Origin of the sequence: Nosocomiicoccus ampullae, from assembly GCF_001696685.1 — a bacterium.
In the GTDB taxonomy this organism is placed as follows: Bacteria; Bacillota; Bacilli; order Staphylococcales; family Salinicoccaceae; genus Nosocomiicoccus; species Nosocomiicoccus ampullae_A.
In genome coordinates this window covers 1-23,280 of sequence record NZ_MBFG01000011.1, presented here as the reverse complement: position 1 = coordinate 23,280, position 23,280 = coordinate 1, and the positions used below count along the sequence as shown (strand labels likewise).

Annotated in this window: 21 protein-coding genes, 2 pseudogenes and 1 riboswitch; of the genes and pseudogenes, 3 read left to right on the top strand and 20 right to left on the bottom strand. The window is 34.1% G+C overall.

Annotated features, from left to right (window positions below; translation table 11 throughout):
* Positions 1-489 precede the first annotated feature (489 nt).
* Positions 490-585: riboswitch (TPP riboswitch) on the top strand.
* Between the two features lie 73 nt (positions 586-658).
* The gene (gene tenA, locus BBS29_RS05790; protein ID WP_068130028.1) at positions 659-1,330 is read left to right on the top strand and encodes a thiaminase II; all 672 of its coding nucleotides are present in this window, start codon (positions 659-661) and stop codon (positions 1,328-1,330) included.
* Complete coding sequence (gene thiW, locus BBS29_RS05785; RefSeq protein WP_068130025.1) at positions 1,331-1,843, top strand: energy coupling factor transporter S component ThiW; 513 nt, start codon at positions 1,331-1,333, stop codon at positions 1,841-1,843.
* Positions 1,844-1,897: 54 nt separating this feature from the next.
* Here the strand turns inward: thiW and BBS29_RS05780 are convergent, their stop codons facing one another.
* From BBS29_RS05780 to BBS29_RS05755, 6 genes and pseudogenes are all read right to left on the bottom strand, one after another.
* Positions 1,898-2,458 (bottom strand): peptidoglycan bridge formation glycyltransferase FemA/FemB family protein, encoded by a 561-nt coding sequence (locus BBS29_RS05780; RefSeq protein ID WP_068130023.1) that lies wholly within the window; start codon positions 2,456-2,458, stop codon positions 1,898-1,900.
* A gap of 25 nt (positions 2,459-2,483) precedes the next feature.
* Positions 2,484-3,236 (bottom strand): annotated as a pseudogene (locus tag BBS29_RS05775) (pyridoxal-phosphate dependent enzyme); the annotation flags it as partial.
* A gap of 588 nt (positions 3,237-3,824) precedes the next feature.
* Positions 3,825-5,072 carry a peptidoglycan bridge formation glycyltransferase FemA/FemB family protein gene (locus tag BBS29_RS05770; protein WP_084778883.1) on the bottom strand — a complete coding sequence of 416 codons (1,248 nt, stop codon included), beginning with the start codon at positions 5,070-5,072 and terminating at the stop codon, positions 3,825-3,827.
* 57 nt (positions 5,073-5,129) lie between these two features.
* Positions 5,130-6,407, bottom strand: a complete 1,278-nt coding sequence (locus BBS29_RS05765; protein WP_068130021.1) for a peptidoglycan bridge formation glycyltransferase FemA/FemB family protein — start codon at positions 6,405-6,407, stop codon at positions 5,130-5,132.
* Positions 6,408-6,422: 15 nt separating this feature from the next.
* On the bottom strand, positions 6,423-7,661 hold the full coding sequence (locus BBS29_RS05760) for an aminoacyltransferase (protein WP_068130018.1): 1,239 nt from the start codon (positions 7,659-7,661) through the stop codon (positions 6,423-6,425).
* A gap of 135 nt (positions 7,662-7,796) precedes the next feature.
* Positions 7,797-9,059 carry a Y-family DNA polymerase gene (locus tag BBS29_RS05755; protein WP_068130016.1) on the bottom strand — a complete coding sequence of 421 codons (1,263 nt, stop codon included), beginning with the start codon at positions 9,057-9,059 and terminating at the stop codon, positions 7,797-7,799.
* A 140-nt stretch (positions 9,060-9,199) separates the two neighbouring features.
* On the opposite strand from BBS29_RS05755, the gene BBS29_RS05750 reads away from it, so the two are divergent.
* Positions 9,200-10,171, top strand: coding sequence for a DUF1002 domain-containing protein (locus tag BBS29_RS05750; protein ID WP_068130013.1), 972 nt, complete (start codon positions 9,200-9,202; stop codon positions 10,169-10,171).
* Positions 10,172-10,207: 36 nt separating this feature from the next.
* On the opposite strand, the gene BBS29_RS05745 is transcribed toward BBS29_RS05750, so the two are convergent.
* The 14 genes and pseudogenes from BBS29_RS05745 to BBS29_RS05685 form a co-directional block, all read right to left on the bottom strand.
* The gene (locus BBS29_RS05745) at positions 10,208-11,416 is read right to left on the bottom strand and encodes an ABC transporter permease (protein ID WP_068130011.1); all 1,209 of its coding nucleotides are present in this window, start codon (positions 11,414-11,416) and stop codon (positions 10,208-10,210) included.
* A pseudogene (locus BBS29_RS05740) lies at positions 11,409-12,307 on the bottom strand (ABC transporter ATP-binding protein). Before BBS29_RS05740 ends, BBS29_RS05745 begins: the two are co-directional and overlap by 8 nt.
* A gap of 115 nt (positions 12,308-12,422) precedes the next feature.
* Entirely contained in the window at positions 12,423-12,797 is a 375-nt protein-coding gene (locus BBS29_RS05735) for a DUF3021 family protein (RefSeq protein ID WP_068130006.1), read from the bottom strand.
* On the bottom strand, positions 12,798-12,971 hold the full coding sequence (locus tag BBS29_RS08620) for a LytTR family DNA-binding domain-containing protein (RefSeq protein WP_373554037.1): 174 nt from the start codon (positions 12,969-12,971) through the stop codon (positions 12,798-12,800).
* Entirely contained in the window at positions 12,972-13,241 is a 270-nt protein-coding gene (locus BBS29_RS05730; RefSeq protein WP_068130003.1) for a hypothetical protein, read from the bottom strand.
* Positions 13,242-13,871: 630 nt separating this feature from the next.
* Positions 13,872-14,453, bottom strand: a complete 582-nt coding sequence (locus BBS29_RS05725; protein ID WP_068130001.1) for a YdcF family protein — start codon at positions 14,451-14,453, stop codon at positions 13,872-13,874.
* A gap of 245 nt (positions 14,454-14,698) precedes the next feature.
* Positions 14,699-15,949 carry a cytochrome P450 gene (locus BBS29_RS05720; protein ID WP_068129996.1) on the bottom strand — a complete coding sequence of 417 codons (1,251 nt, stop codon included), beginning with the start codon at positions 15,947-15,949 and terminating at the stop codon, positions 14,699-14,701.
* A gap of 163 nt (positions 15,950-16,112) precedes the next feature.
* Positions 16,113-17,249 (bottom strand): aminotransferase class I/II-fold pyridoxal phosphate-dependent enzyme, encoded by a 1,137-nt coding sequence (locus BBS29_RS05715; RefSeq protein ID WP_068129992.1) that lies wholly within the window; start codon positions 17,247-17,249, stop codon positions 16,113-16,115.
* Between the two features lie 4 nt (positions 17,250-17,253).
* Complete coding sequence (locus BBS29_RS05710) at positions 17,254-17,877, bottom strand: acetyltransferase (RefSeq protein WP_068129989.1); 624 nt, start codon at positions 17,875-17,877, stop codon at positions 17,254-17,256.
* Entirely contained in the window at positions 17,874-18,479 is a 606-nt protein-coding gene (locus BBS29_RS05705; RefSeq protein ID WP_068129986.1) for a sugar transferase, read from the bottom strand. The genes BBS29_RS05710 and BBS29_RS05705 overlap by 4 nt, the downstream gene beginning before the upstream one ends.
* A 4-nt stretch (positions 18,480-18,483) precedes the next feature.
* Positions 18,484-19,638, bottom strand: a complete 1,155-nt coding sequence (locus BBS29_RS05700; protein ID WP_068129984.1) for a glycosyltransferase family 4 protein — start codon at positions 19,636-19,638, stop codon at positions 18,484-18,486.
* Positions 19,639-20,913 carry a nucleotide sugar dehydrogenase gene (locus BBS29_RS05695; protein ID WP_068129981.1) on the bottom strand — a complete coding sequence of 425 codons (1,275 nt, stop codon included), beginning with the start codon at positions 20,911-20,913 and terminating at the stop codon, positions 19,639-19,641.
* Positions 20,903-21,970, bottom strand: a complete 1,068-nt coding sequence (locus tag BBS29_RS05690) for a glycosyltransferase (RefSeq protein ID WP_218836841.1) — start codon at positions 21,968-21,970, stop codon at positions 20,903-20,905. The genes BBS29_RS05695 and BBS29_RS05690 overlap by 11 nt, the downstream gene beginning before the upstream one ends.
* Positions 21,971-22,050: 80 nt before the next feature.
* Positions 22,051-23,070 (bottom strand): NAD-dependent epimerase, encoded by a 1,020-nt coding sequence (locus tag BBS29_RS05685; protein ID WP_068129975.1) that lies wholly within the window; start codon positions 23,068-23,070, stop codon positions 22,051-22,053.
* Positions 23,071-23,280: the final 210 nt, after the last annotated feature.

The window sequence follows — 23,280 nt, the reverse complement described above, 5'->3', positions numbered from 1 at the left end:
CATTATTATAATCTCCTTATTTTTAATATTATTTAGATTTATCACGATGACGCCATCGTTTAAATTTAAACTCACAATAATTATTTAATAACACTGTCATCACTCTCCTTATAAAAAAACGCGCACTTTGTATCCTAAAAAGGACGCAAAATGCGCGGTGCCACCTATATTAACAGTAAATACTGTTCACTCATTCAATCAAAAAAGCACCACGTAATAATATTCGTAAGGACGATATTATTTCGCGGTGCCACCTTAATTGCTTCTCTTATCAATATTTAGTTAAACATTATTCGCCCAATTCAAAATAGCATTGTACATGTTCGCATCTACCACATGTTTTCTGACTGCTACAACAACTACTTTTACTTTTACGAATAAGTAGTTATTATATTAAACGCTCTATTTTAAATTGTCAACATTTTTTCATCTTTTTATATTTATAAGACAAAATGTAAAAAGTATAGTATACTTCGGTTGTAATCAAATATTAAGCACATGGGGAGCTTCGGCTGAGAAAGGTAAGACCTGACCCACAACCTGATCTAGGTAATGCTAGCGTAGGTATTGTGTATATGCATGCTTATTTTGCATGTGTTTATTTCACAAGCCTCCTCTAACGGAGCTTTTTTTGTGCAAATAAAAGGAGAATTATTTTATGAAGTTTAGTGAGAAAGCTCGCGAATTATCAAAGAAATTCTGGGATGGTAGCCACACGCACCCGTTCGTTACAGGGTTAGCTGACGGTACGTTAAGTGAAGAATCATTTAGATATTATCTAATACAAGATGGCTATTACTTAATCCACTTCTCTCGCCTATTTGGTGAAATTGCAGACCGCGCAGAAGATAAAGAAATTAAAGATATTATGACGCGTAACAGAGAAGATTTAGAAGCAGGAGAAATCGCTGTTCGTGAAGATTTCTTTAAAGATCAAAATATTTCGGATGAAGAATTTGACAACACAGAAGTTGCGCCGACAGCTGATCACTACATCGCTCATATGTATAGACAAATTGTAGAGTCAGAAGACTACATCGGGGTTGCGGTTGCGGGGATGTTACCTTGCCCTTGGTTATATCAAGATATTGGCGCAGAGCTAGTTAAGCATAAGTCTCCAGTACCGATCTACCAAAGCTGGATCGATACGTACGTGACTGACGAGTTTAACAACTTAACTGAAAGACATATCGAGCTTTGCGACAAATTATACGATAAAGCAACTGAAGACCAAAAAGAAAGAATGTTAAACGCATTTTACATGAGTGTTAGATTCGAGTACTTATTCTTCGATATGTCATATAAACAAGAAGAATGGGTGCAAATTTAATTGTCGACAAAGAAACTTACAATCATTTCAATATGTATAGCATTAAACACTGTCTTATCTTCAGTGATTAGAATCGAAGGTATGGCACCTATGTCAACGGTGTTTAACATTATATTTGCAACATTTGGTACATTTTATGTCACACTAATCGCCCTCGTCACAGCAATATTAAGAATGTTTATCTTTAACATTCCACCGCTTGCTATAACAGGCGCTTTATTTGGTGCGATTTTAGCCGGATTATGTTACAAATTCACAAAATCCATATTTGGAGCATGGTTCGGGGAATTCGTTGGAACAGGAATCATCGGATCGATTGTATCCGTACCTATTATGCAATTCTTTATGGACCTAGACTCAAATGCAGTTTGGTTCTTATATACGCCGAGATTCGTCGGCGCGACAATCATTGGTGGAATTATCGCAGTACTTATCTACTCTAGACTTAAACACTCAAGAGTATTTAAGGACATACAACAGTTATTCGATAAAGAATCAACCACATCGAAATGAATATAAAAGAGAAGCACATCAGATTATTATTAACATCTGTGCTTCTCTTTTTCATTATTTTCTAACTTTATCGATTAATTTTTGAGCATTTAAAACGATCGGTTTAAATACTTTTGTAAATGTGCCAGGTAGTTCTTCGATATAAGCATTGTAACCTTGTTTAAACTTAAATACACCGTAATCACTTGCGCCTTCATGGAAGTTTCCTGTGATTCCGAACATATTAAAGCGCTCAAGTTCGAGTTCTTTTGCTTTTTTGATCATTTCCCACGTCACAAAGTTCGTGCCTAGATACTGTGAGTGCTCTGGATAACTACCACTATATAGATATACCATCTCATTATTATTGTAATAATACATACCGACAGATAAATCGATTAAACCACCATATTTATCACGATGTGTGATTGCTTCATTTAATCGTTTTTCTCTACTTTTCACTAGGTTTTTCTTTTCATTTAAGCGGCGTTTTTCACCATTTGATTTATTCTCTTTATTTTCTAATGCTTCAATCTCTTGAGATAATTCATCAAACTCTTTCTCTAGAGACTCTATATATTCGTTTAAATCAATTTGAGACATGACGATATATGATTTATCTTTTAAATTTCTCAACTGTGCTTTTATACGATGTTCTGGGATTGGATCCCCCACCGATACAAGCAACAACTGCGTCTGGAAGTCTATTTTCTTTCTCTAAGATTTGTGCTTTAATTTCCTTACCAATGACACTTTGGAAATCTCTTACTATTGTTGGGAATGGATCTGGTCCAAGCGCACTGCCAAGTAAGTAATGCGTGTCATCGACGTTTTCGATGTAATATTCTAGTGCTTGGTTCACAGCTTCTGTTAAAGTCTGTTTCCCCTCTCCTACACTGACTACTTTTGCACCAAGTAATTCCATTCTAGATACATTTAATTTTTGACGTCTCACGTATTCTGCACCCATAAATACGATGAGTTCCATTCCAAACATTGCTGCAACTGTTGCGCTCGCAACACCGTGTTGCCCTGCCCCAGTTTCAGCTACGAGTTTTTTCTTACCCATACGTTTAGCCAACAGTGTTTGCCCAATGGCATTATTGATTTTATGTGCACCGGTATGGTTTAAGTCTTCTCTTTTTAAATAAATTTTAGGTCCACCAAGATGTTCTGTTAAGTTTTCTGCGAATGTTAACGGTGTTGTACGTCCACCATATTCTTTTAAGTAATACGCAAGTTCTTCTTGAAATTTAGGATCATTTTTAGCTTCTAGATATGTTTCCTTTAATTCATTCATTACTACTTTCAGTTCATCTGGTATAAATGCACCACCATGACTTCCAAAGAATCCTTGTTCATCAGCTTCCGTTTGAATTGTCGTTTTTGTATTTGTGTTAATTGTAAATGTCATTTAAATCTTCTCCCTTGTTTTGTTTGTTTTTAAAACGAGTAAAATGATGAATCGACTGCATAGATACAGTGACGCCATCGTTTCACAAGGAACGTTAATTTATTTGTTTGTACATTCATAGCGATCACTCCTATATAAAAAAGCGCGTCTAAAATCCTTAATAAATAAGGACGCTAGACGCGCGGTACCACCTAAATTAACAACTATCGTTGTTCACTCTAAATATTAAGTTGATAGATAAATAATCCCAATTCATAACTGAATTGTGTTAGTTTTCATCAGCCACTAACTTTCTGCTTTTACAAATTCAGTCATTACTACCATTATTTCTAGATAAAAAAACACCACAATATAATCATCGTAAGGACGATTATACCGTGGTGCCACCTTAATTGCTTTTCAAATAGTATGAATTTTTAACTACAACTCAGATGCCCAATTCAAACTAACGAAGTGCATGTTTTCATCACCCACATGCTTTCTATTTGCTACACAAGCTAGTTTTACTCTTCATCAAGTTATTTAATATCTTATATCCTTTAAATTAAAATGTCAACAGTAATTGCCGAAAGTTATTAGAATTGTTCTTTAAATTCTCTTTAATGCCTTACCAAGTTTATACACAACCGGATGATATACTTTACTAAACGTACCTGGTAACTCTTCAATTTCCGCTCCAAATCCACGTTTAAATTGGAATACTCCGTAGTCTGCAGCATCACTTTCAAAGTTTCCAGTAATTCCATACATGTTAAAGCGTTTAAGTCCTTTTTTCTGTGCATCTTCAATCATTTTAATCGTCACAAAGTTTGTTGCTAAAAACTTGCTGTGTTCTCTTAAGCTACCGCTATATAGATAAACCATTTCATTGTTGTTAAAATAATACATTGCCGAAGAAAGTGGAATTACCGTACCATATTTTTCAATGCGTTCTTCTGCATCCTTAATCTGGTTTTTAGTCTGTTCAATTTTAATTTCAGTATCTTTATGAACATTTCTCACTTTGCGTGATGCTTTTTCTAAATCATGTTCTTCTAAAAGTTTTTTATTTTGATCTTCTAGTTGTAACTTTTCTTTTTCTAACGTTTCTAAGAGCTCTTCTAAATTCAGTTCTGCTAGGACAACATAGATTTTTTTATCTAGAATTCTAAGTTGGTCTAGTATTCGTTCACTCGGTACTTTATCGAAGCCGAGTCGTTCTTCAGTATCCTTATAAATGTGTAAGAATTCGTTATATTCATCAGGCGTTAAATGTCTGATTTTAATCGGTTGTTTTAACGCACGTCTCGTATCAGAACGCGTTTTTGTCTCCATTCTCTTGAAGACATCTTCCATCGTGCCAGTGATATCTACGACTGACTGGAATCTGAGATGCTCACTAAATACAAGTTGTCTTGTAAAACCATGGTGCTTGAATCCAAGTCTCTCAAATACACCCATGATTTCTCTATTGTTTCTCTTATCATCTTCAATCACATTTCCATCTCTATCTCTCACTTGATAGATTTGGTTAGGTGCAATCGTTACTTCTAGACCGTTATGCGCTTTAATAAACGCATCGATTTCTTTTAAGAAAAACTCAAAGTCTTCGTTATTAAACTCTGTTAATAACGGTCCAAAGTGTGTTGAGAACCCCCTGTATTTACGCATCATTGGGTAAGCACTTAAAAATGCAACACCTACAATTTTATCATCTTTAAAAAGACCTAATAAGAATGTTTCAAGTACAGTTTTCACATGGTCATAATAAATTTCATCGTGGATAAAGTGACAGAGACCATCATAGTGTTTCATGTAATCATAAAATTCTTGTTCTGTTATTTGTTTGACTAACACGTCTATACCTCCTGTGAAAAAAGACCTAACTCTTTTAGAGCTAGATCCTAACTTCAATTATCTTTTTCCCAGCTTCTCTTCTACTTTAACTTTCACTTTAAACACGTTGTGTACAAATGGATTGATGACTTTCACGAAATCTCCTACGAGTTCTTCAATTTCAGCATTAAATCCACGCTTGAATCTAAATACACCGTAATCTTCTCCTTCTGGAGTAAAGTCTCCAGAAACACCGTAGAAGTTGTATCGTGCTATATCATGTTCCATCGCATATTTCATCATTTCTAAGTGCATGATATATGGACCAACGAACATGTTGAACTCCTCAGATGATGCACCTGAGTTGTACACTAGTTCGTATGGTGTTTCGAAGTAAACACCTGCGCCAAGATTTAACACATTACCATGTTTCTCTCTAAATGTTTTCGCATGGTTTAAATCCTCTTCTGTACCTTGAATATTTCTCTTGAGTTCAGCAATTTTGTTGATTGTTTTTTGGTTTTGATTTTCTTTACTTTCTTGCTGTTCAAGTTGTTTATTTAGTTTTTCAAGTTCTTTTTCTGTAGATGAAATAAATGGATCTAGTTCAACATACGCTAACGGTACAAGTACTTTATCTCCATATGTTTCTTTAAAATCTTTAAAGTATTGATGTGGATTCACCGTTATAAAGAAGTTCTGTCTTTCGGCAGTTTCTAAGAATAAATCAACAAAAATATCCATTTCATCGCTTTCTAAGAAACGTACTTTAACTCCAAACTTCTGTGCTTTTTTGATGTTTCTGCGGCGTAAGCTATCAAATGATTTTACAAGATCTTTTTCATCTTTAAATTTACTAACGTCTAATACACTCATCCAACGTGCTTGTGATGTTTTTGAATATCCTCTAGTAAATCCTTGGTGCACATACCCCATAGATTCTAATAAATCAATGACTTCTTGTCTTGGTTTGTAATCTGTATATTGTTCAACATCTTTGTTATATTTTTTGTAAATCCAGTTTGGATCCACTTTAACGTATGAACAGTCGTTTTCTTTTAAATATTCTGTGAGACCGCTGAAATATGCACGAACAAGATCGATGTCGTCGTAATTGATTACAGGACCTCTGTTACTGTAGTAAAAATATTTGCCTAGAACAGTGGGTTGTTTTGTGAATAAACCAGCTGCTCTTATTGTTCCATCATTTTCTTTTAATCCAAGTAGAACAACTTTCCACTCACCATGTAATTCTCTATTTTTCTTGTTTTCGATCATTTGGAAGAAGGCACTTTCTTCTCCACTTGTCTCTATAAATTGTTGATATTCAGAATCCGTTAATTCTGTAAACTTCATAGTTTCCATCACTCTCTATTTCTTTAGTAATTGGTATGCTTTAAATGCGAGTTTATTCACCGGTTTTACAAAGTCACCAATATATTCGTTAACTGTTGCATTAAAGCCTTTCTTAAATTGAATGACGCCGTAATCTTCAGCATCTTCTGTAAACTTCCCACTAATTCCGTAGAAATTATATATATCTACGCCATGTTCTATAGCGTATTTAATCATTTCCCATTGGATACTATAGCTTCCTGCAAAATGTCTAAATTCATTTGCAGTACCTCCAGCTAAATATGCAACTTCATGTGGTGTATTGATATAATAACTCGCTGCAACCGGCAACTCTTCACCGTGAGTTTCACGAAATTTTAGACCTTCCTCTAATTTCTTTTCAATGTTAGCAAGTTGTTCTTTAAAGTTCTTTACTTTGTTTTGTGCTTTCTTATTATCTGGATGACGTTCTAACTGTTTTTCTGCTTTGTTTAAATCTCTTTGCATTTTTTGGACGTCAGACTGTAACGTATCCACATACTCGTTTAAATCAACATACGCGAGTGGAATCATAACGTTGTCACCGAAATATTGTTTACGTGACTTGTAAAACTTCGGTCCACGGTCAAAGAATTCTTTCATCTCACTTGTATCTTCCATAAAGTCAGTAAATATATCGATGTCATCTAAATCGAGATATTTAACTTTAATTCCATCTTTTTCAGCTTTTTTAATATTACGTTTACGTAGTTGATCAAAGTCATTAAATATTTCTTTTTCAGTCTTATCTTTTAAATCTAATGTTGAATGCCATCTAATTTGAGTGTCTGGGCTAAAGCCAACTGTAAATCCGTCATGGTCATACCCGAGATTTTTAAACGTATCAAATAATTGATGACTATCTTTTTCTTCTAGAATATTTCCGTCGTGATCACGTATATTTAGTACGACATATGGATCTACACGAAGATACACGACTTTTTTATTTTTTAAAAATGATTCTAGACCTCTAAAAAATGCTTTAACGATTTTTTCGTCACTGTAATCTAACACTGGACCACGGTTCGTATAAGCAAAGTTAAAGAATTTCATTACACGACCGAGCGTAACTAAACACGCTGCTTTTACTTCACCATCATGTTTTAAACCGACGAGATAACTCTCTGTGCCTTCATCTTGCTTTAAACGATAGTTATCTAACGTCTGTGTAAAATGACTAAAGTTTTCTTTCGTATATTGTCCAAATTCTTCTTGTGTAAGTTCTACAAACTCCATTCGTTTCAATCCTTTATCGTATACTCGTTTCATCGCTTAAAGTATAGCATTATTTAACGATAGTATTCTATTCATACCATTTTCATGCATAACTTAATATCAATCTATTATTATAGCATAATTTATAACGCTTTTTTAGCGTTTATGACCCGCAATTAACCCTTCTCTTAGTTTTAACGTCGAGGCTTCTGTCATACTTAACGCACGCATCACACTAAGTGTTCCGTATTTCACTTTTAATTCGTCAATTGTCTTTAACAGTTGATCTCGTTTATACTCTTTTTCATTATCTTTAAATAAATTACCTTGTATATAATCATTACGAATTAAATTCGTTAAGCTAACACTAATCGTACGATACAGTGCGTCTGTATCAGCAATTTTTGTCAGTCGCATCCAAATGCCAAACATCACTTCGTTTTCGTCATGTGTCCCTTCATCAATTGTAAATTGTTTACCGTACGATTTCCCGAATTTTGTCGACACTTGAAAATGTATCGTTCGTGCGCGCTTATTCATTAAACGAAGTCGATGGATGACCTCATCCACGTGCTCGAGTAAGACGACATATAATTCGTGAAATTGATAATCTCTCATTAGTATTTGACTTTTTGCGATTGTCGGGCTTTTCGCATTGTGTTTTTCACTTAATTTACTAAAATCAATACCGTTTGCGTGCATATGCCAGTCGATTCCAATCACGCCAAAATCTCTTTTTAAATATTCTACCGGATAAAGTGCTAAGTCTTTAACAGTAAATATACCCCGCTGATTCAATTTCTTTTCTGAACGTTTATTAATACCAAAAAAATCTCTTAACGGTGTAATCGGCCACAGTTTTGCAGGAATGTCATGATAGCGCCACTCTGTAATACCGCTCGGCATTTTCTTTGCTTCAATATCTAAAGATACTTTACTTAACAACACGTTATCTCCAATCCCAATCGCACAGTCAATTTTCGTTTCTCTATAAATATGTGCTTTTAACATTTCAGCTAACGCATACGGTGTTTCAGCAAATAAATGATAACTATCTGTCACATCCATAAAAAATTCGTCAATCGAATATTGATGAAAATCTTCAGGTGCAACGTATTGTAAAGCAATTTCTGTAATACGCTTTGAATACGTTAAATAGGTTTTCATCGAAGGATTAATAACTTTAATATGTTCGCCTTTTGGTATTTCAAAATGTCTCGATCCTGTTTTAATACCGAGTTCTTTCATCTTTGGTGTTGCTGCTAATACGACAGACCCCATCGAATCAACATCACCAACGACCGCGAGGTACGTCGTATTCGGATCCCATCCATTCATAATACAAGATACACTCGCAAAGAAACTTTTCTGATCGATACAAAATATATCTCTCTTTGGACATAAATGATAATTGTACATACGCTACCTCCTAATACGAACATATGTTCTATATTAGAATAACATATTTTTACGAAGCGTAAATACCTTATCTTTTGTATAACGACAATGAATATAGTATCCTTAAAACAAATTTAGAAGTAAGAGAGGTATGTTTATATATGAAAAAGTGGATAGCAGTAATCGCATCGCTTTTATTAACGATTACACTCGCAACACCAGCTCTCGCTGCAAGCGCATGGAAAGAAAGCGTCACAATTTATGGTGCTGGTCTTAAAGATTCACCCCAAAAAGAGCAAATAGCAAAATTATTAGGAACTAAAGATGATGACATCGTCGATTACGTATATGGTAACGACACTGAAAAATATATTAACTATCGATATGACGACAGTATTTTATTCTCTAGTATTCGCATTATGGAGAAGAACTCTGGCGGACTAAAAATTGATATCGACGAAACGTACGGTAAAATCACTCAAATTAGTCCACAAACTTATCAAAACGCACTGATTACAGCAGGTGTGACTAATGCAGATGTCGTAATCGCTGCACCACACGACGTTACAGGAGAATCAGCGTTAACAGGAATTTATAAAGCGTATGAAGTCCAAGGGGATAGTTTAAATCCTGAATATACGAAAAACGCTCAAGATGAATTAAACACAATCTCAGACATCACGTCTGAAAACGAAGGTAAAGACGGCTTTAGTGAAGCACAATTAAACAAAGCAATTACCGAAATCAAAATTACGATCATTAACCAAATTAACAACGGTGCAAACCTCACAGAAGACGACATCCGTCAAATTGTCGATGAAAAAATTAAAGACAACGGACTCGATGGCATCGTGACTGAAGAACAAAAAACTCAAATCATTAACATTATTATCCAAATTAAAAACTCAGGATTTTTCAATGAAGAATCTGCAACAAAAATCTTAGAAAGTTCTAAAAACTTACTTAACCAAATTAAAGATAGTGATGCTTTTAAAGACGCAAAAGATAAAGCGAAAAACTTAGGTAACGATATTAAAGACTTCGCTGAAAGTGAAGAAGGACAAGGGATCATCGAGTCTATTAAATCATTCTTTAGATCACTATTTGAATCCATTAAAAACTTATTTAACTAAGCAAAATGCCGATGGGATATCCCATCGGCTTTTATTTTACATATTTTTCATTTTTTTAATCGATTTTAATATATTAGAATCGTTCATTAACACGTTTCGTTTGTACACTGTCGTCGTTAAGAACAGCAATAATATGACTGAAATCGCGAGAATTGCGATACCGATATATATGACGCTCATCGGTGTATCTAAGTTAAGAAGACGTACAGGCATTGTATACGGTGTAAAGAACGGGACATAACTACTTATCTTGAGTAAAGTTCCGTCACTATTCATGATGTTAAATAGACCGATATAAAATCCACCGATTGAAATAAACGTGAGAGGCATGAGTCCTTGCTGTAAGTCTTCCATACGCGATATAAACGATCCAAGTAATGCTGCAAATATTAAATATAGTAATAATCCGAGCACTAAAAATACAACAGAGTAAACGATAATTGGTACAGTGTGTTCATTTGAAACTAATTCAAATTCTGATAACGTCTCTTGTAAAGAAGACGTTTTAAATGCAATTAGCCCTAGACCAATCACAATCAATATCTGTGTGAAAGATACGAGTATAATCGCACTTACTTTCGCTAATACGTGCTGCGTTGGAGATATACTTGATACGATCATTTCAATGACTCGTGATGATTTTTCTTGAGCAATTTCCGTTGCGATTTGACTCGTATATCCAATGATGATAAAGAACATAAGCATAATGACGGCATAAATAATAACTAAATTCAGTAAGTTCTCACTTTCGAAAACTCCGCCTTCTTCTACTTCCCCTTCACCGTCAGAGTCACTACTTTTGACAGTTAAATCTACACGTGAATCAAGTAACGCTAAATCCTCTTCAGAGATATCAATCGCATTTGTCACGTAGATTTTATTTAACTCATCAAGAGCAAACTCTATCGCTTGACGGTTATCGTTAGATAATTCGCCGTCAGAAGTTAGCGTTGCTTTGATTGGTAGCTCTTCAGAATCGATTTCTAATACGTTCTTAGCATCTGGCTCTATTAGAATCGTATCGTCGAACGACGTAATAACATCCGTAACGACTTTTTTATCTTCTTCTGTCGCTTCTATCGTTATTACTGTTTTTTCATCTTCACTATCAAATAGATTTAAAATTTTGTCGAAGTTCATACCTGCAAATACGAACAGAACGAGTAATAGCGTCGTAATTATAAACGATTTCGCTTTAATTTTTTGTATATACGTCGACAATAACGTCGCTAAAAATTTATTCATCGTGCTCACCCACTTTACTTATAAATATTTCGTTTAACGTCGGATCTTTTACGCTAAACTCACTAAAATAACCAAGTGGTGTTACGCGATCGTAAATCGGTTGAGCAAATGTTTCATCTTCAATTTTTAGTGTTACTAAATCATTCTTTTTATTGTAAGATAAAACACCTAGATGATCTTTTAAGAAAGATACGTCATGCGTACCACGAATGAATATCGTTTTTTGCTTAAAGTCATCTTTAATAGATTTAATAGAGCCTTCTGCGACTTGTTTCCCACGTTTTAAAATACAAATTGATTCACATAACTCTTCAACGTGTTCCATACGATGTGTACTAAAAATAATCGTCGCACCATTTTTGTTTAACTCTTTGACCGCTTCTTTTAATAATTCTACGTTAACCGGGTCTAATCCAGAAAACGGCTCGTCGAGTATGAGTAACTTTGGATTATGGATAATACTCGCAATGAGTTGAATTTTTTGCTAGTTCCCTTTAGATAACGCTCCGATTTTTTTCTTCATGTTTTCAGATACTTTAAAGCGCTCTAGCCAATATTCTAATTGCTTTTTAGCGTCTTGTTTAGACATGTTTTTAAGTTGCGCCAGATAAAGCACTTGCTCTTCAACAGTTAGTTTTGGATGTAATCCACGCTCTTCAGGCAAATATCCAATGTAGTCTGTAAAGTTGTAATCGATTTTTTTATCGTTAAACGTTACAGAACCACTCGTTGGTTTTAATATATTTAAGATCATACGAAACGTTGTCGTTTTACCTGCGCCATTTCCACCAAGTAAGCCATACATATCCCCTTCTTGGACATAAAGTTTAAATTGTCAACAGCTGTAAAATCGCCGAACTGTTTTGATAGATGATTAATATTTAGTCCCATAAGTGCCTCCTATATTCGTTATGTGTATAATACTACATTATGAAAACTGTGTTTTTCAACATATATATAGTAAGTGAGAAATAAAAGTGCCACCGAGAAGCTCAGTGGCACTGTGTTATTTATCCTTTAATTTTTTGTTAATTTCTCTACTATCAAGAATTGCCATGATTATATATACACTTTGGATGATTAAAATAATGACGATGATTGAAGCGGCGTATAATAATATGTCCGATAAAGTAGCTGATATCCATCCGTTCATCACCGCAACAATTGTAAAAGCGACTGTACCGACAATGAGTTGAATGAGTCTAGCAAGATGTGGTGGCATTTTTGTTAAATGTGCACACGTTGCGAGTCCGATAAGTGAAGAGGCAATCCATACTGACATAATCTCCTTAGAAGGGTCTAAAATCATAAGTGAAACTAAATAGATAAAGCTCCCGATTAGTACAGATTGAACCATAAACTTTAATGCATTTCCTAACATTTAAATCCCCAGCCTTTCTTTTAAAATTGATACAAATCGTCTTGAAATATTCACCTTTTGGCCATTCGACATGACTGCAATTAAATTCCCAGAAAAAGACGGCTCAACTTTTTTAATCATCTGGATATTCAATAACTCAGACTTAGATACTTGCATAAACGTATTCGAGTTCAATTAATCTAAAAACATCGTGAGACTTTTATACGTTTGTATAGATTCTTTACTCGTATAAATCGTCAGAATTTTGTTATGGACTTCCGCACAAACGATATCCATCTTTTTAATGACGGTGAATTCATCATCAGATTTCACAGTGATGTTTTCTTTGTCTTTCGTAAAATGGTCAACGTACGACAACACTCGTGCGCCAACAGTAGCATTATGTGCGTGCACTTTCACTTCATCTTCATTTAAACTACTATCGATAATAAGATTAATCTTCACTTTCGACCCCTCCCTCACTTGCTAAATTCAGTATACAATTATATTTAAAATTACAGTTAAAAAATTCGTAAGTGGTAAAAATATCGGTATAACCGGTAAAAAAGCACTTCTCTAATAGTGAGAAGTGCTTATATTTTACATATTCATTGCTTTTAGTATGATATTTGTTAAATAAACAGTTTTATTTAACATTTTTAGTTATTTACATTCGATTTTGTTAGATAAAATGATATATTTAACAAAAATCAGTCCATTCATCCAATCAATATAGATGAATTATCTAAACAATTTCCACGTCTAGACATACTCTGCTTGATATTATTCTGCTCTAGTAATTGTGTCCAGTTACCATGCTGATATTTGAATCCTTGATTCGTATGAATCATGAGATTATTTGCTTAGGCAGCTTTTCAATAGCTTTCTCTAAGGAAATACAAACAAATCGAACAGTTGGCGATGTAGAGATACTAAATGACACAATCTAACTATTATATAAGTCCATAATAGGTGAGAGATACACTTTTATTTAATATTCTTATAACCTCTCTTTGTTCCCGTAAAAATGCTACCATGCTTGTAATATCAATTGGATATGGATTTGATGCACGAAGGAGTTTCTCATTGCAATAATCATTCCGTGTCTGGCTCATCTATAAAGTTGTACAAACCGAGCCAATATCCCCACAGCTTGTAAAATTCACTAAACCAGATTCTATCTGAGTAAGATCTTTCATTCCACTTCTCACCGTCTTCACTGAGAGCTGCGATATATTTCAAATCGTACTGCCCGTCGCTAACTCTGTCGTAAATCAATTTGGACCGCTTCAGGTGATAGTCGCTGGTGACAACTAAGGCACTGTCAAAGCTGTATTCATCCATAATCTTGAATGATTCAACTGCGTTAGTATAAGTACTCGTTGCTTCATATTCTTTTATAATGGCATCTTCGGGTATACCCAGCTCCACAGCAAATTCTGTACTCTGTGGGTAGATATCTTTACTCTCTGGTGTAATAATGACATAGTCCGCGTAACCTTCATGATACAGTTCCGCTGCTTTTTCCATGCGACCCTTATCTCCACCGCCGAGCATAATAATGACATCTACTTTTTCTGGTATGTCTGTCTCATTATGATTAAAGCTGTCTATGACTGATGTCACCATTAGCATTAAAACAATACATATGATGATGATTGCTATTCTTAATTTCAAAGTTTTCTCCCAATTGTCTTAATTCGTTAAAGCATATAATAGCACATATAACTAAATTGGAAAGTACAGTCCGATGAGGATTTAATAGGTTATTTCAAATAAAATAAGTGAAAATCATCATTCTTAAAAATTAAGATTATATTTTATTTAAGAAAAATACTTTTATGTAAGGACAATTATAAAATAAAGGGATGGGGTTAAAGTATTCCCCATCCCTTTCCATTTATTTCACTAGATAATTACAGTTATTTTAAACGTGTCGGTTTTATTTTCACTTTGTCATTCGGTACAGCTGGAATGTCGTTGTATTCAAAGCTGAAATCTTGGTCCGGTACTTCAAATTCCAAATGATTGACAAGAAAGTCGAGTGTTGTCCGCATAACGACTATCGTAATAAACTCCCCTGCACAGCGGTGACCAAAGTCATAAGAACCTCCACCTTGCGGAATAAAGTTAAACGGTGTCTGCTGCCAGCCTTTAAAACGCTCCGGCGAGAACTCTTCTGGACGAGACCAATCGTCAGGATGACGGTTGGTACCATATAAGTCCAAGAGCGTTAAAGTGCCTTCCTTAAACTCGTAACCTTGCCATTCGAAATCAAGGGCTACACGTGCCACTGCGACTGGGAAGAAAGGATAATAGCGTCTGACTTCCTGAATGAACCATTCGAGCTGTTCAAGACTAGCACCCTTCAGTTTACCCGCCTCCTCTTTATGTTCATGGAGTGCGAGACCCATCATAGCGACCCAGACACTAATCGCATTAATCGGACGAATCAGATTTAAAATCTCTACTGTCGCAATCTGAGCATCTAATAGTTTTCCATCTAGATCTTTGTGCATAGCGAATTGATAGAGCGCTCTGTCTTTATCAGCTTCAATCTCACCATTACGTACACCTTCAATAAGTTCTTGAATCCAATCCTCAACCAGAGAGCGGGATTTACGCCCTTTCCAGTGCTGTACTCCGAGTTCTGCAGGCGACTCATATAAATCAGAAATCTGCTTCGCACGAGTCTCGAGATCCTCATCTTCCAAAGAAACACCCACCCAGTCGCAGGCAACCTGCAGGAACACTATCTTCGCTGCTTCGTATAACTCTATAGTCTCAAACTCATTGATATCCGCAAAAAATTCGTGCCAGTATCTCTCTGTGAGACTCTCAATCTCATCCATGGCTTTGTTGTCCATTAAAGACATGAACATCGCTTTACGATTTTTGTGCGCGTCACCATCGAGACCCTGTACGCCCCCTTCACCGAAAAGCGTCTTTTTCACTCTAGCCGGTGCAGCATCACTTCTTCTGAAGCGAGTGTTGTCATAAAACAACTCAGCCTGTTTACTGCCAGTAAGACAAATCGTCTTTTCACCGAGAATACGCGTTTCAAAAATGTTTGTATCAAGCTCTCTGTCACGATTCATGACGAACTCATAACCCTCTTTAAGAAGACTTAGAGTCTTATCAAGACCTGAATCTTTTGGCATATTTGAATTCATTTAAACACTCCTAATTAAGTATGTTAGTAAATTTTACCCTGGAGATGAATTCGTTAAACAAATCGAGAGAGAAATTCACTTACAAACTACCTTACATGAATAGCATTTCCTCCCCTTTTTATACCTCAACATATAGAAAAAACCACATAATAAATGATGTGGTTTAACTTAGTATATCTTTAATTTCATTAATAACAAATTCTTGCTGCTCAACTGTCATCTTCGTATCTGATGGTAAACAAATACCATTCTCATATAAGTACTTAGAGTTATCTTTTTCTTCACTGAAATAATCACATTTCTCAAACAGTGGCTGCATATGCATTGGTTTCCATACTGGTCTTGCCTCAATATTATTTTTCGCAAGGTGTTCGATGATTTCTAAAACACTTACTCCAAATTTTTCAGAATCTATAATCATCGTAGATAACCAGCGGTTATGATATGTATTTTCCAATTCTGGCATCATTTCGATTCCATCAATAGCACCTAATGCTTCTTCGTAACGGTTAAATATCTCACGTTTTTCATTAATTCGTTGCTCAAGGACTTCCATTTGACCACGACCAATACCAGCGCTTATATTACTCAATCTATAGTTATAGCCCACTTCGCTGTGCTGATAATGTACAGCTTGATCTCTCGCTTGAGTTGCTTTTTTCAATGCTTTTTGAATCATTTCCTCATCATCAGAAACTATCATACCGCCACCTGATGTTGTTATAATCTTATTTCCATTAAATGAAAAAACACCAAACTTACCGAAAGTTCCACTCATTTTACCTTTGTATAATGCACCAAGTGATTCGGCAGCATCTTCTACTACAGGAACATTATAATTATCACATATAGCCATCAGTTCATCCATCTTAGCTGATTGACCATATAAGTTAACAATCACAACTGCTTTAGGCAATTTGCCTTTTTCTTCATATGCCTTAAATGCTTTCTCTAAAGCAATTGGAGACATATTCCAGCTTTCCAAATCCGAGTCTATGAATACAGGTTTAGCACCTAAATAGAGAATAGGATTAGCACTTGCAATAAATGTTAATGAAGAACAGAACACCACATCACCCTGTTGAACTCCTAGTAAATCAAGGGCAATATGTATACCTGCAGTACCACTAGATAAAGCACATGCAGCGTTAGATCCCGTAAACTTTTTAACTTGATTCTCAAATTCAATTACATTTTTTCCTAAAGGTGCAATCCAATTCGTATCAAATGCTTCCTGTACATATTTCACTTCGGTCCCTCCCATATGTGGGGAAGATAATAAGATTTTTGACTCTCCCATTAGATCATCTCCTTTTAACAATTTTTGCAGGAACACCCACTGCTAGTGATTTTTCTTCTATATCATTTGTCACAACCGCACCAGCACCAATAATCGAATGTTGATATATTGTAGTATTTGGTATAACAGTTGCACCAGATCCTATATGAACAAAATCTTTAACAGTTACAGTTCCTGCTAGTGTGGCATTAGGAGATATATGAACAAAATCTCCTAGAGTATTATCATGTTCTACTACAGCACTTGTATTCACAATTGAATGTTTTCCTATAATACTTCCAGGGTTAATAACAACACCAGGCATTACGACTGTACCTACACCTATGGAAACATCTGGAGAAATGATAGCATTAACATCAATAATAGAAGTAAAATTATCATCCCTTAAATTATTTCTCTTGATAATAGCATTGCGAACTGAATTATCACCTATAGCAACGAGAAAGAAAAAATCATTTGTATAATTTGAAATATTATTTAGGTTATCATAAAAAACAGATTCTTTTTCATAAAAACCTTCTATAACCTCATCAAGTATACCTACTAATTCATAGCCTTCTGTTCTATGTATTATTGCTTGAATTACTTTGCTGTGACCACCATTTCCAATCAGAATTATTTTCTTCATATAATTTCAGCCTTTGACGATCCAGTGAATTTCTCCATTGTTGCTTGCCCCGGATGACTGACACCTTCCCGCTTAACAACTTTCTGCAGTGTCATATAAAGTATCTTCATATCAAGCATAAATGTTTGATTCTCAACGTACCACACATCTAATTCTAACCTTTCTTCCCACGAAAGATTATTACGTCCGTTCACTTGAGCCCAACCAGTTATGCCTGGTTTTACGTCTAAACGCTTTATTTGTCTATCATCATAAAGTTCAACATACTCCATAAGTAACGGACGTGGGCCAACAAGACTCATATCACCTTTAATAACATTAATAAGTTGTGGTAGCTCATCTACACTTAGCTTGCGTAATATTTTACCTGTTTTTGTTAAACGCACTGAATCAGGAAGAAGTTCTCCATTATCATCTAACTCATCGGTCATCGTTCTAAATTTATATAACTCAAAGGGCTTCCCATTTTTCCCAGGCCTTGTTTGTTTGAAAATCACAGGTGAACCTAATTTCTTTTTTACGACTAGTGCTGTTCCAATAATTACTGGAGAAACAATAACTAGACCAATTACTGAAGAACTAAAATCGAACAAACGTTTCATAGACTTACCTTCTTTCAAGAATCTGATTAAAGACTTTCAGTTGTTTATCCACAACAAGTTCTTCATCATACTCTGCCAATGTTTTCTTATATCCTGATTCTTTCATTGATTCTATTTTATCTGGGTGATGAGTTAAGTATCTCATTGTTTCTAACAATTCTGTTATATTTTGTACTTCAACTAAATATCCATTATCTTTATGAGAAACCTCTTCCCTTGATCCTCTAATATCTGTAGCTATAATTGCATTTCTCATTGCCATTGCTTCTATTATAGATCTGGGCATTCCTTCTCTGTATGATGGTAGAACGAAAACATCCGAAAGTGCATAGTATTTTTCAGGCGAAGAAACCTGCCCTAAGAATGTAATTTGATTGTTATCGTAGTTTTTCAATAATTCGCCGACGGAACCATCTCTTTCAGAGTCCGGCATACTCCCCATACAGAGTAGCTTAACATTTTGATTTTCAGACGAAAGAATATTAAATGCTTCAAGTAATTCTATAATGCCTTTTTCTTTTACCATTCTTCCTAAAAAGGTAAAAACAATATCCTCGTCTTTGATATTCAATTTTTTTCTTAACGTTTCTATTTCTTTTTTATTAATGTTATTAAAATTAAACTGATTTTTTAAATCAATTCCATTGGAAATATGTAAGTAGTTATTATTATTCAAGAATTTATTTTGAACTGCTAAGTCATAGTCTTCTTTACTTTGTGTAAAAATATGGTCCGTAAAAATTCTACCGATAAACTTTTCGATTGTAAAAAATAATTTATACTTTGTCCTGCTCATACCTTCATGAAAATAAAAACCATGAGCTGTATATATAACGTGTGGAACACCTGCAATTTTAGCAGCTATTCTTCCTAGAACAGCTGCTACAGGTGTGTGAACGTGTACAATTTCTGGTTTAATTTTTTTGAAAACCTTAACCATTTTAATAATAGACTTTAAATTGCCTATTGGGTTTATAGCCCGATCTATTTTCACATCATGAAAAGTAATTTTATCTTTTGACAGCAGATTAGTATATTCATCGGCAGTACAAACAGCATGAACCTCAAAACCATTTTCTACCAAAGTAGTATTTAGTTTTGAAAGCAATTTCACTTGAGACATTCCTATGGCTGTAACTTGTACAATCTTTGGTTTCATTTAAAGCCTCCAGATGGACTGTTTTTCTTTTAAATCATTATCTTCAATAATTCCTTTTATATCGAAAATAAGACCATCATCTGAAACTAATTCTAGATACTTTTCTTTATTTATTAAATAATCATCATGTGGAACTGTTAATACTAATACATCTTCCGTATTAAGTTCATCGGTATTCCTCAAATCTAAATCATAAAACTTTTTAGCTTCTTTAGGGTCTGCTTCTACATCATTAACAATAACGTTTAAACCAAAATCTTGAAGCTCTTTTATTACATCAATAACTTTAGTGTTTCTTAAATCAGGAGTGTTTTCTTTAAAAGTAAGCCCTAAAACATTAATATTAGCTCCTATAACAGGAAAACCTTTTTTTAACATTTTTTTTATAATTGAAGATGCTATATGTTTGGCCATTCCATCATTAATTCGGCGTCCTGCTAATATAACTTCAGGATGGTGTCCTAATTCTTGTGCTTTATGAGTTAAGTAGTACGGATCTACTCCGATACAATGTCCTCCTACCAACCCAGGACTAAATTTAAGAAAATTCCATTTTGTTCCTGCAGCTTTTAGTACATCTTTTGTGCTTACATTCATTTTGTCGAAAATTACTGCTAGTTCATTCATTAATGCGATATTGACATCACGTTGAGTATTCTCGATGACTTTAGCTGCTTCAGCTACTTTTATAGTTTCAGCTTTATGTACACCTGCCTTAACAACTGAGGAATAAACATCAGCTACTATGTTTAAAACTTCAGGAGTTTGCCCGCTTACAACTTTAGTTATTGTTTCGAATGTATGTACTTTATCACCTGGATTGATTCTTTCAGGTGAATAGCCTACGAAGAAATCTTCCCCTGATTTAAGACCTGAGAATTTTTCTAGCACAGGAACACAATCTTCTTCAGTAGCACCAGGATATACAGTTGATTCATATACAACTATTGTACCTTCATTCATAACCGAACCAACAGTTTCGCTTGCCTTTAAAAGTGGATTTAAATCAGGTTGATTATGTTTATTGATAGGCGTCGGAACTGCTACTATAATAAAATCTGCTTTTTTTAGTTCATTTTTATCTGCAGTGAAAATAATATTTGTATCTAATAAGTCTTTTTCATCTACTTCATTTGTACGATCGTAACCTTCTTTTAACTCTTTGATACGTTGCTCATTAATATCAAAACCAATTACTTCATGTTGCTTACCAAAAGATACTGCTACAGGCAAGCCTACATACCCAAGACCAACTACAGCAATTTTACGATTCATATTCTGCCTTCTCTCTACAAATTGTTTTAATAAATTTTTCTCTTTCTCTTTGAATATTACTGCTTAAATAGTTGTTAGCAGTAATTAAATTTTGTTGAGACATTTCATTACTTAATGATTCATTAGATATCACTAACGAAATATGTTTGGCTAATTTTTTATAATCCTTAGCATGATGAATATAAGTGGATGGTAATAATTCGGGTATTCCTCCTACATCAGATCCTAAACAAGGAAGTCCATTGGACATAGCTTCTACTAATGCCCTTGGTAATCCTTCTGTATAACTTGGCTGAATGTATAAGTCTAATGTCGAAAACCAATTCTCTATTTCTTTTCCGCTTTTAAGAGTGCCTTTTAAAGTTACTCTGTTGCTCAGGTTTAATTTACGAATTTTCTTATTCCATATTTCTTGTGGACCGTTACCTACTATTTCTAACTTTATATTTTCATTTAATAAAGTCATACTTCTAAGTGCAGTGTCGATACCTTTATATTTTGTATCAAGACTGCCTATTAATCCCACTTTTTTATATGATGATTTATTGGTTTTATAATTATTTTCCACTTTATTAATAAGTACATTAGATGCATTATAAGTATTGTTCTTTGAAGGATATCTTTTCTGTAAATAATGCTTAGTTACATAAATAGTATTATTAGAATTTTTTACGTATTTTTTAACTTTATACTTATTTATAAAGGCCATCATTTTCCCTATAACAGAACCATGATACCATAGCGAATCCCACGGGTCTCCAACTAATTCAATACCGTATGGAATATTTTTATTTTTCAAATAACTTGCTGCAATATATCCGATTTCACTCGGCATACGTATTATAACAATATCTTCAGGATGAATATTCTCTTTTAAAAATTGATATATTTTTTTCCTTTTAGTTATAAAGTCTGCTTTCGATCTAAGAAATTTAATAGGGTTTACTACAATATTATTGCTTGAAACTTTTGATAAACTCTGTGGTGTATTTTTATTAGTTTCCTGTCTACCAATAAACTGTATATTATCAATTGGTCCTACAAGATATCTTTCCATAATACTTTTAGAAAACTTACCCGAAGAATAATAAATATCATTTTCATAAATAAACTTATGATCGTGTATGAAAGTTAATCTCAATTAGAATCACATACTTTATAATAATCTAGATACCAATCTACAAAATTGTTTACTCCATCTTGTATTTTAGTTTCTGGTTTAAAATTAATACTATTAAATAAGTCTTCTACGTTGGCGTATGTTTCTGGGACATCTCCTGGTTGTAAATTCATAAAATTCTTTTTAGCAGTTTTACCAACTTTATTTTCAATAGCTTCTACAAACTCCATTAAACGTACTGGTGAATTATTACCAATATTGTAGATTTTATACGGAGCATAACTTGAACTAGGATCTGGATTATCTCCAGACCACTCTGGATTAGGTTGTGCTGGTTTTTCAACTAACCTAGAAATAGCTTCAACAATATCATCAACATAAGTAAAATCTCTCATCATATTTCCATGATTATATACATCAATAGGTTCGTCATTAACAATGGCTTTTGTAAATTTAAATAATGCCATGTCTGGCCTTCCCCATGGGCCATAAACCGTGAAGAAACGTAAACCTGTTGTAGGTAAATCATATAGATGACTATACGTATGAGCCATTAATTCATTTGACTTTTTAGTTGCCGCATACAGACTTAATGGATGATCGATATTATCTGAAGTTGAGAATGGTTTAGTAGTATTTGCTCCATATACTGAGCTAGATGATGCGTATATAAGGTGTTTTACATTACTATGCCTGCAGCCTTCCAAGATGTTAACAAAACCATTCACATTACTCGTTATATAGGTATGAGGATTTTCTAAGCTATATCTAACACCTGCTTGAGCAGCTAAGTTTATTACTACATCTGGTTTTTCTACTTCAAATACATTTAAAACATCGCTTGTATCTTCTAAATTTATTTTGTAATTTCTAAAATTTGAATCTAAGAATATATTGAGTCGATCCTGCTTTAGATTTACAGAATAGTAGTCATTCAAATTATCTATTCCAATTACTTCATAACCTTGTTGATTCAGTTTTTTTGCCAAATGCGATCCAATGAAACCCGCTAATCCTGTAATTAATATTTTTTTCATTTTAGAATTCTCCTAGTTTAATAATGATAATTTAAGTTAATATTGACATACTTGAGGTTTTAGGTCTTTTCTTTTACTTTCTTCTTAAATATTAATTTCAACGTGATTATATGAATCACTAATTGAGCTACGCTAGTTATAATCATTACATAACTAGCACCATAAATACCCCAAATTGGAATTAGCATATAAGCTGCTATTAAAGTAATT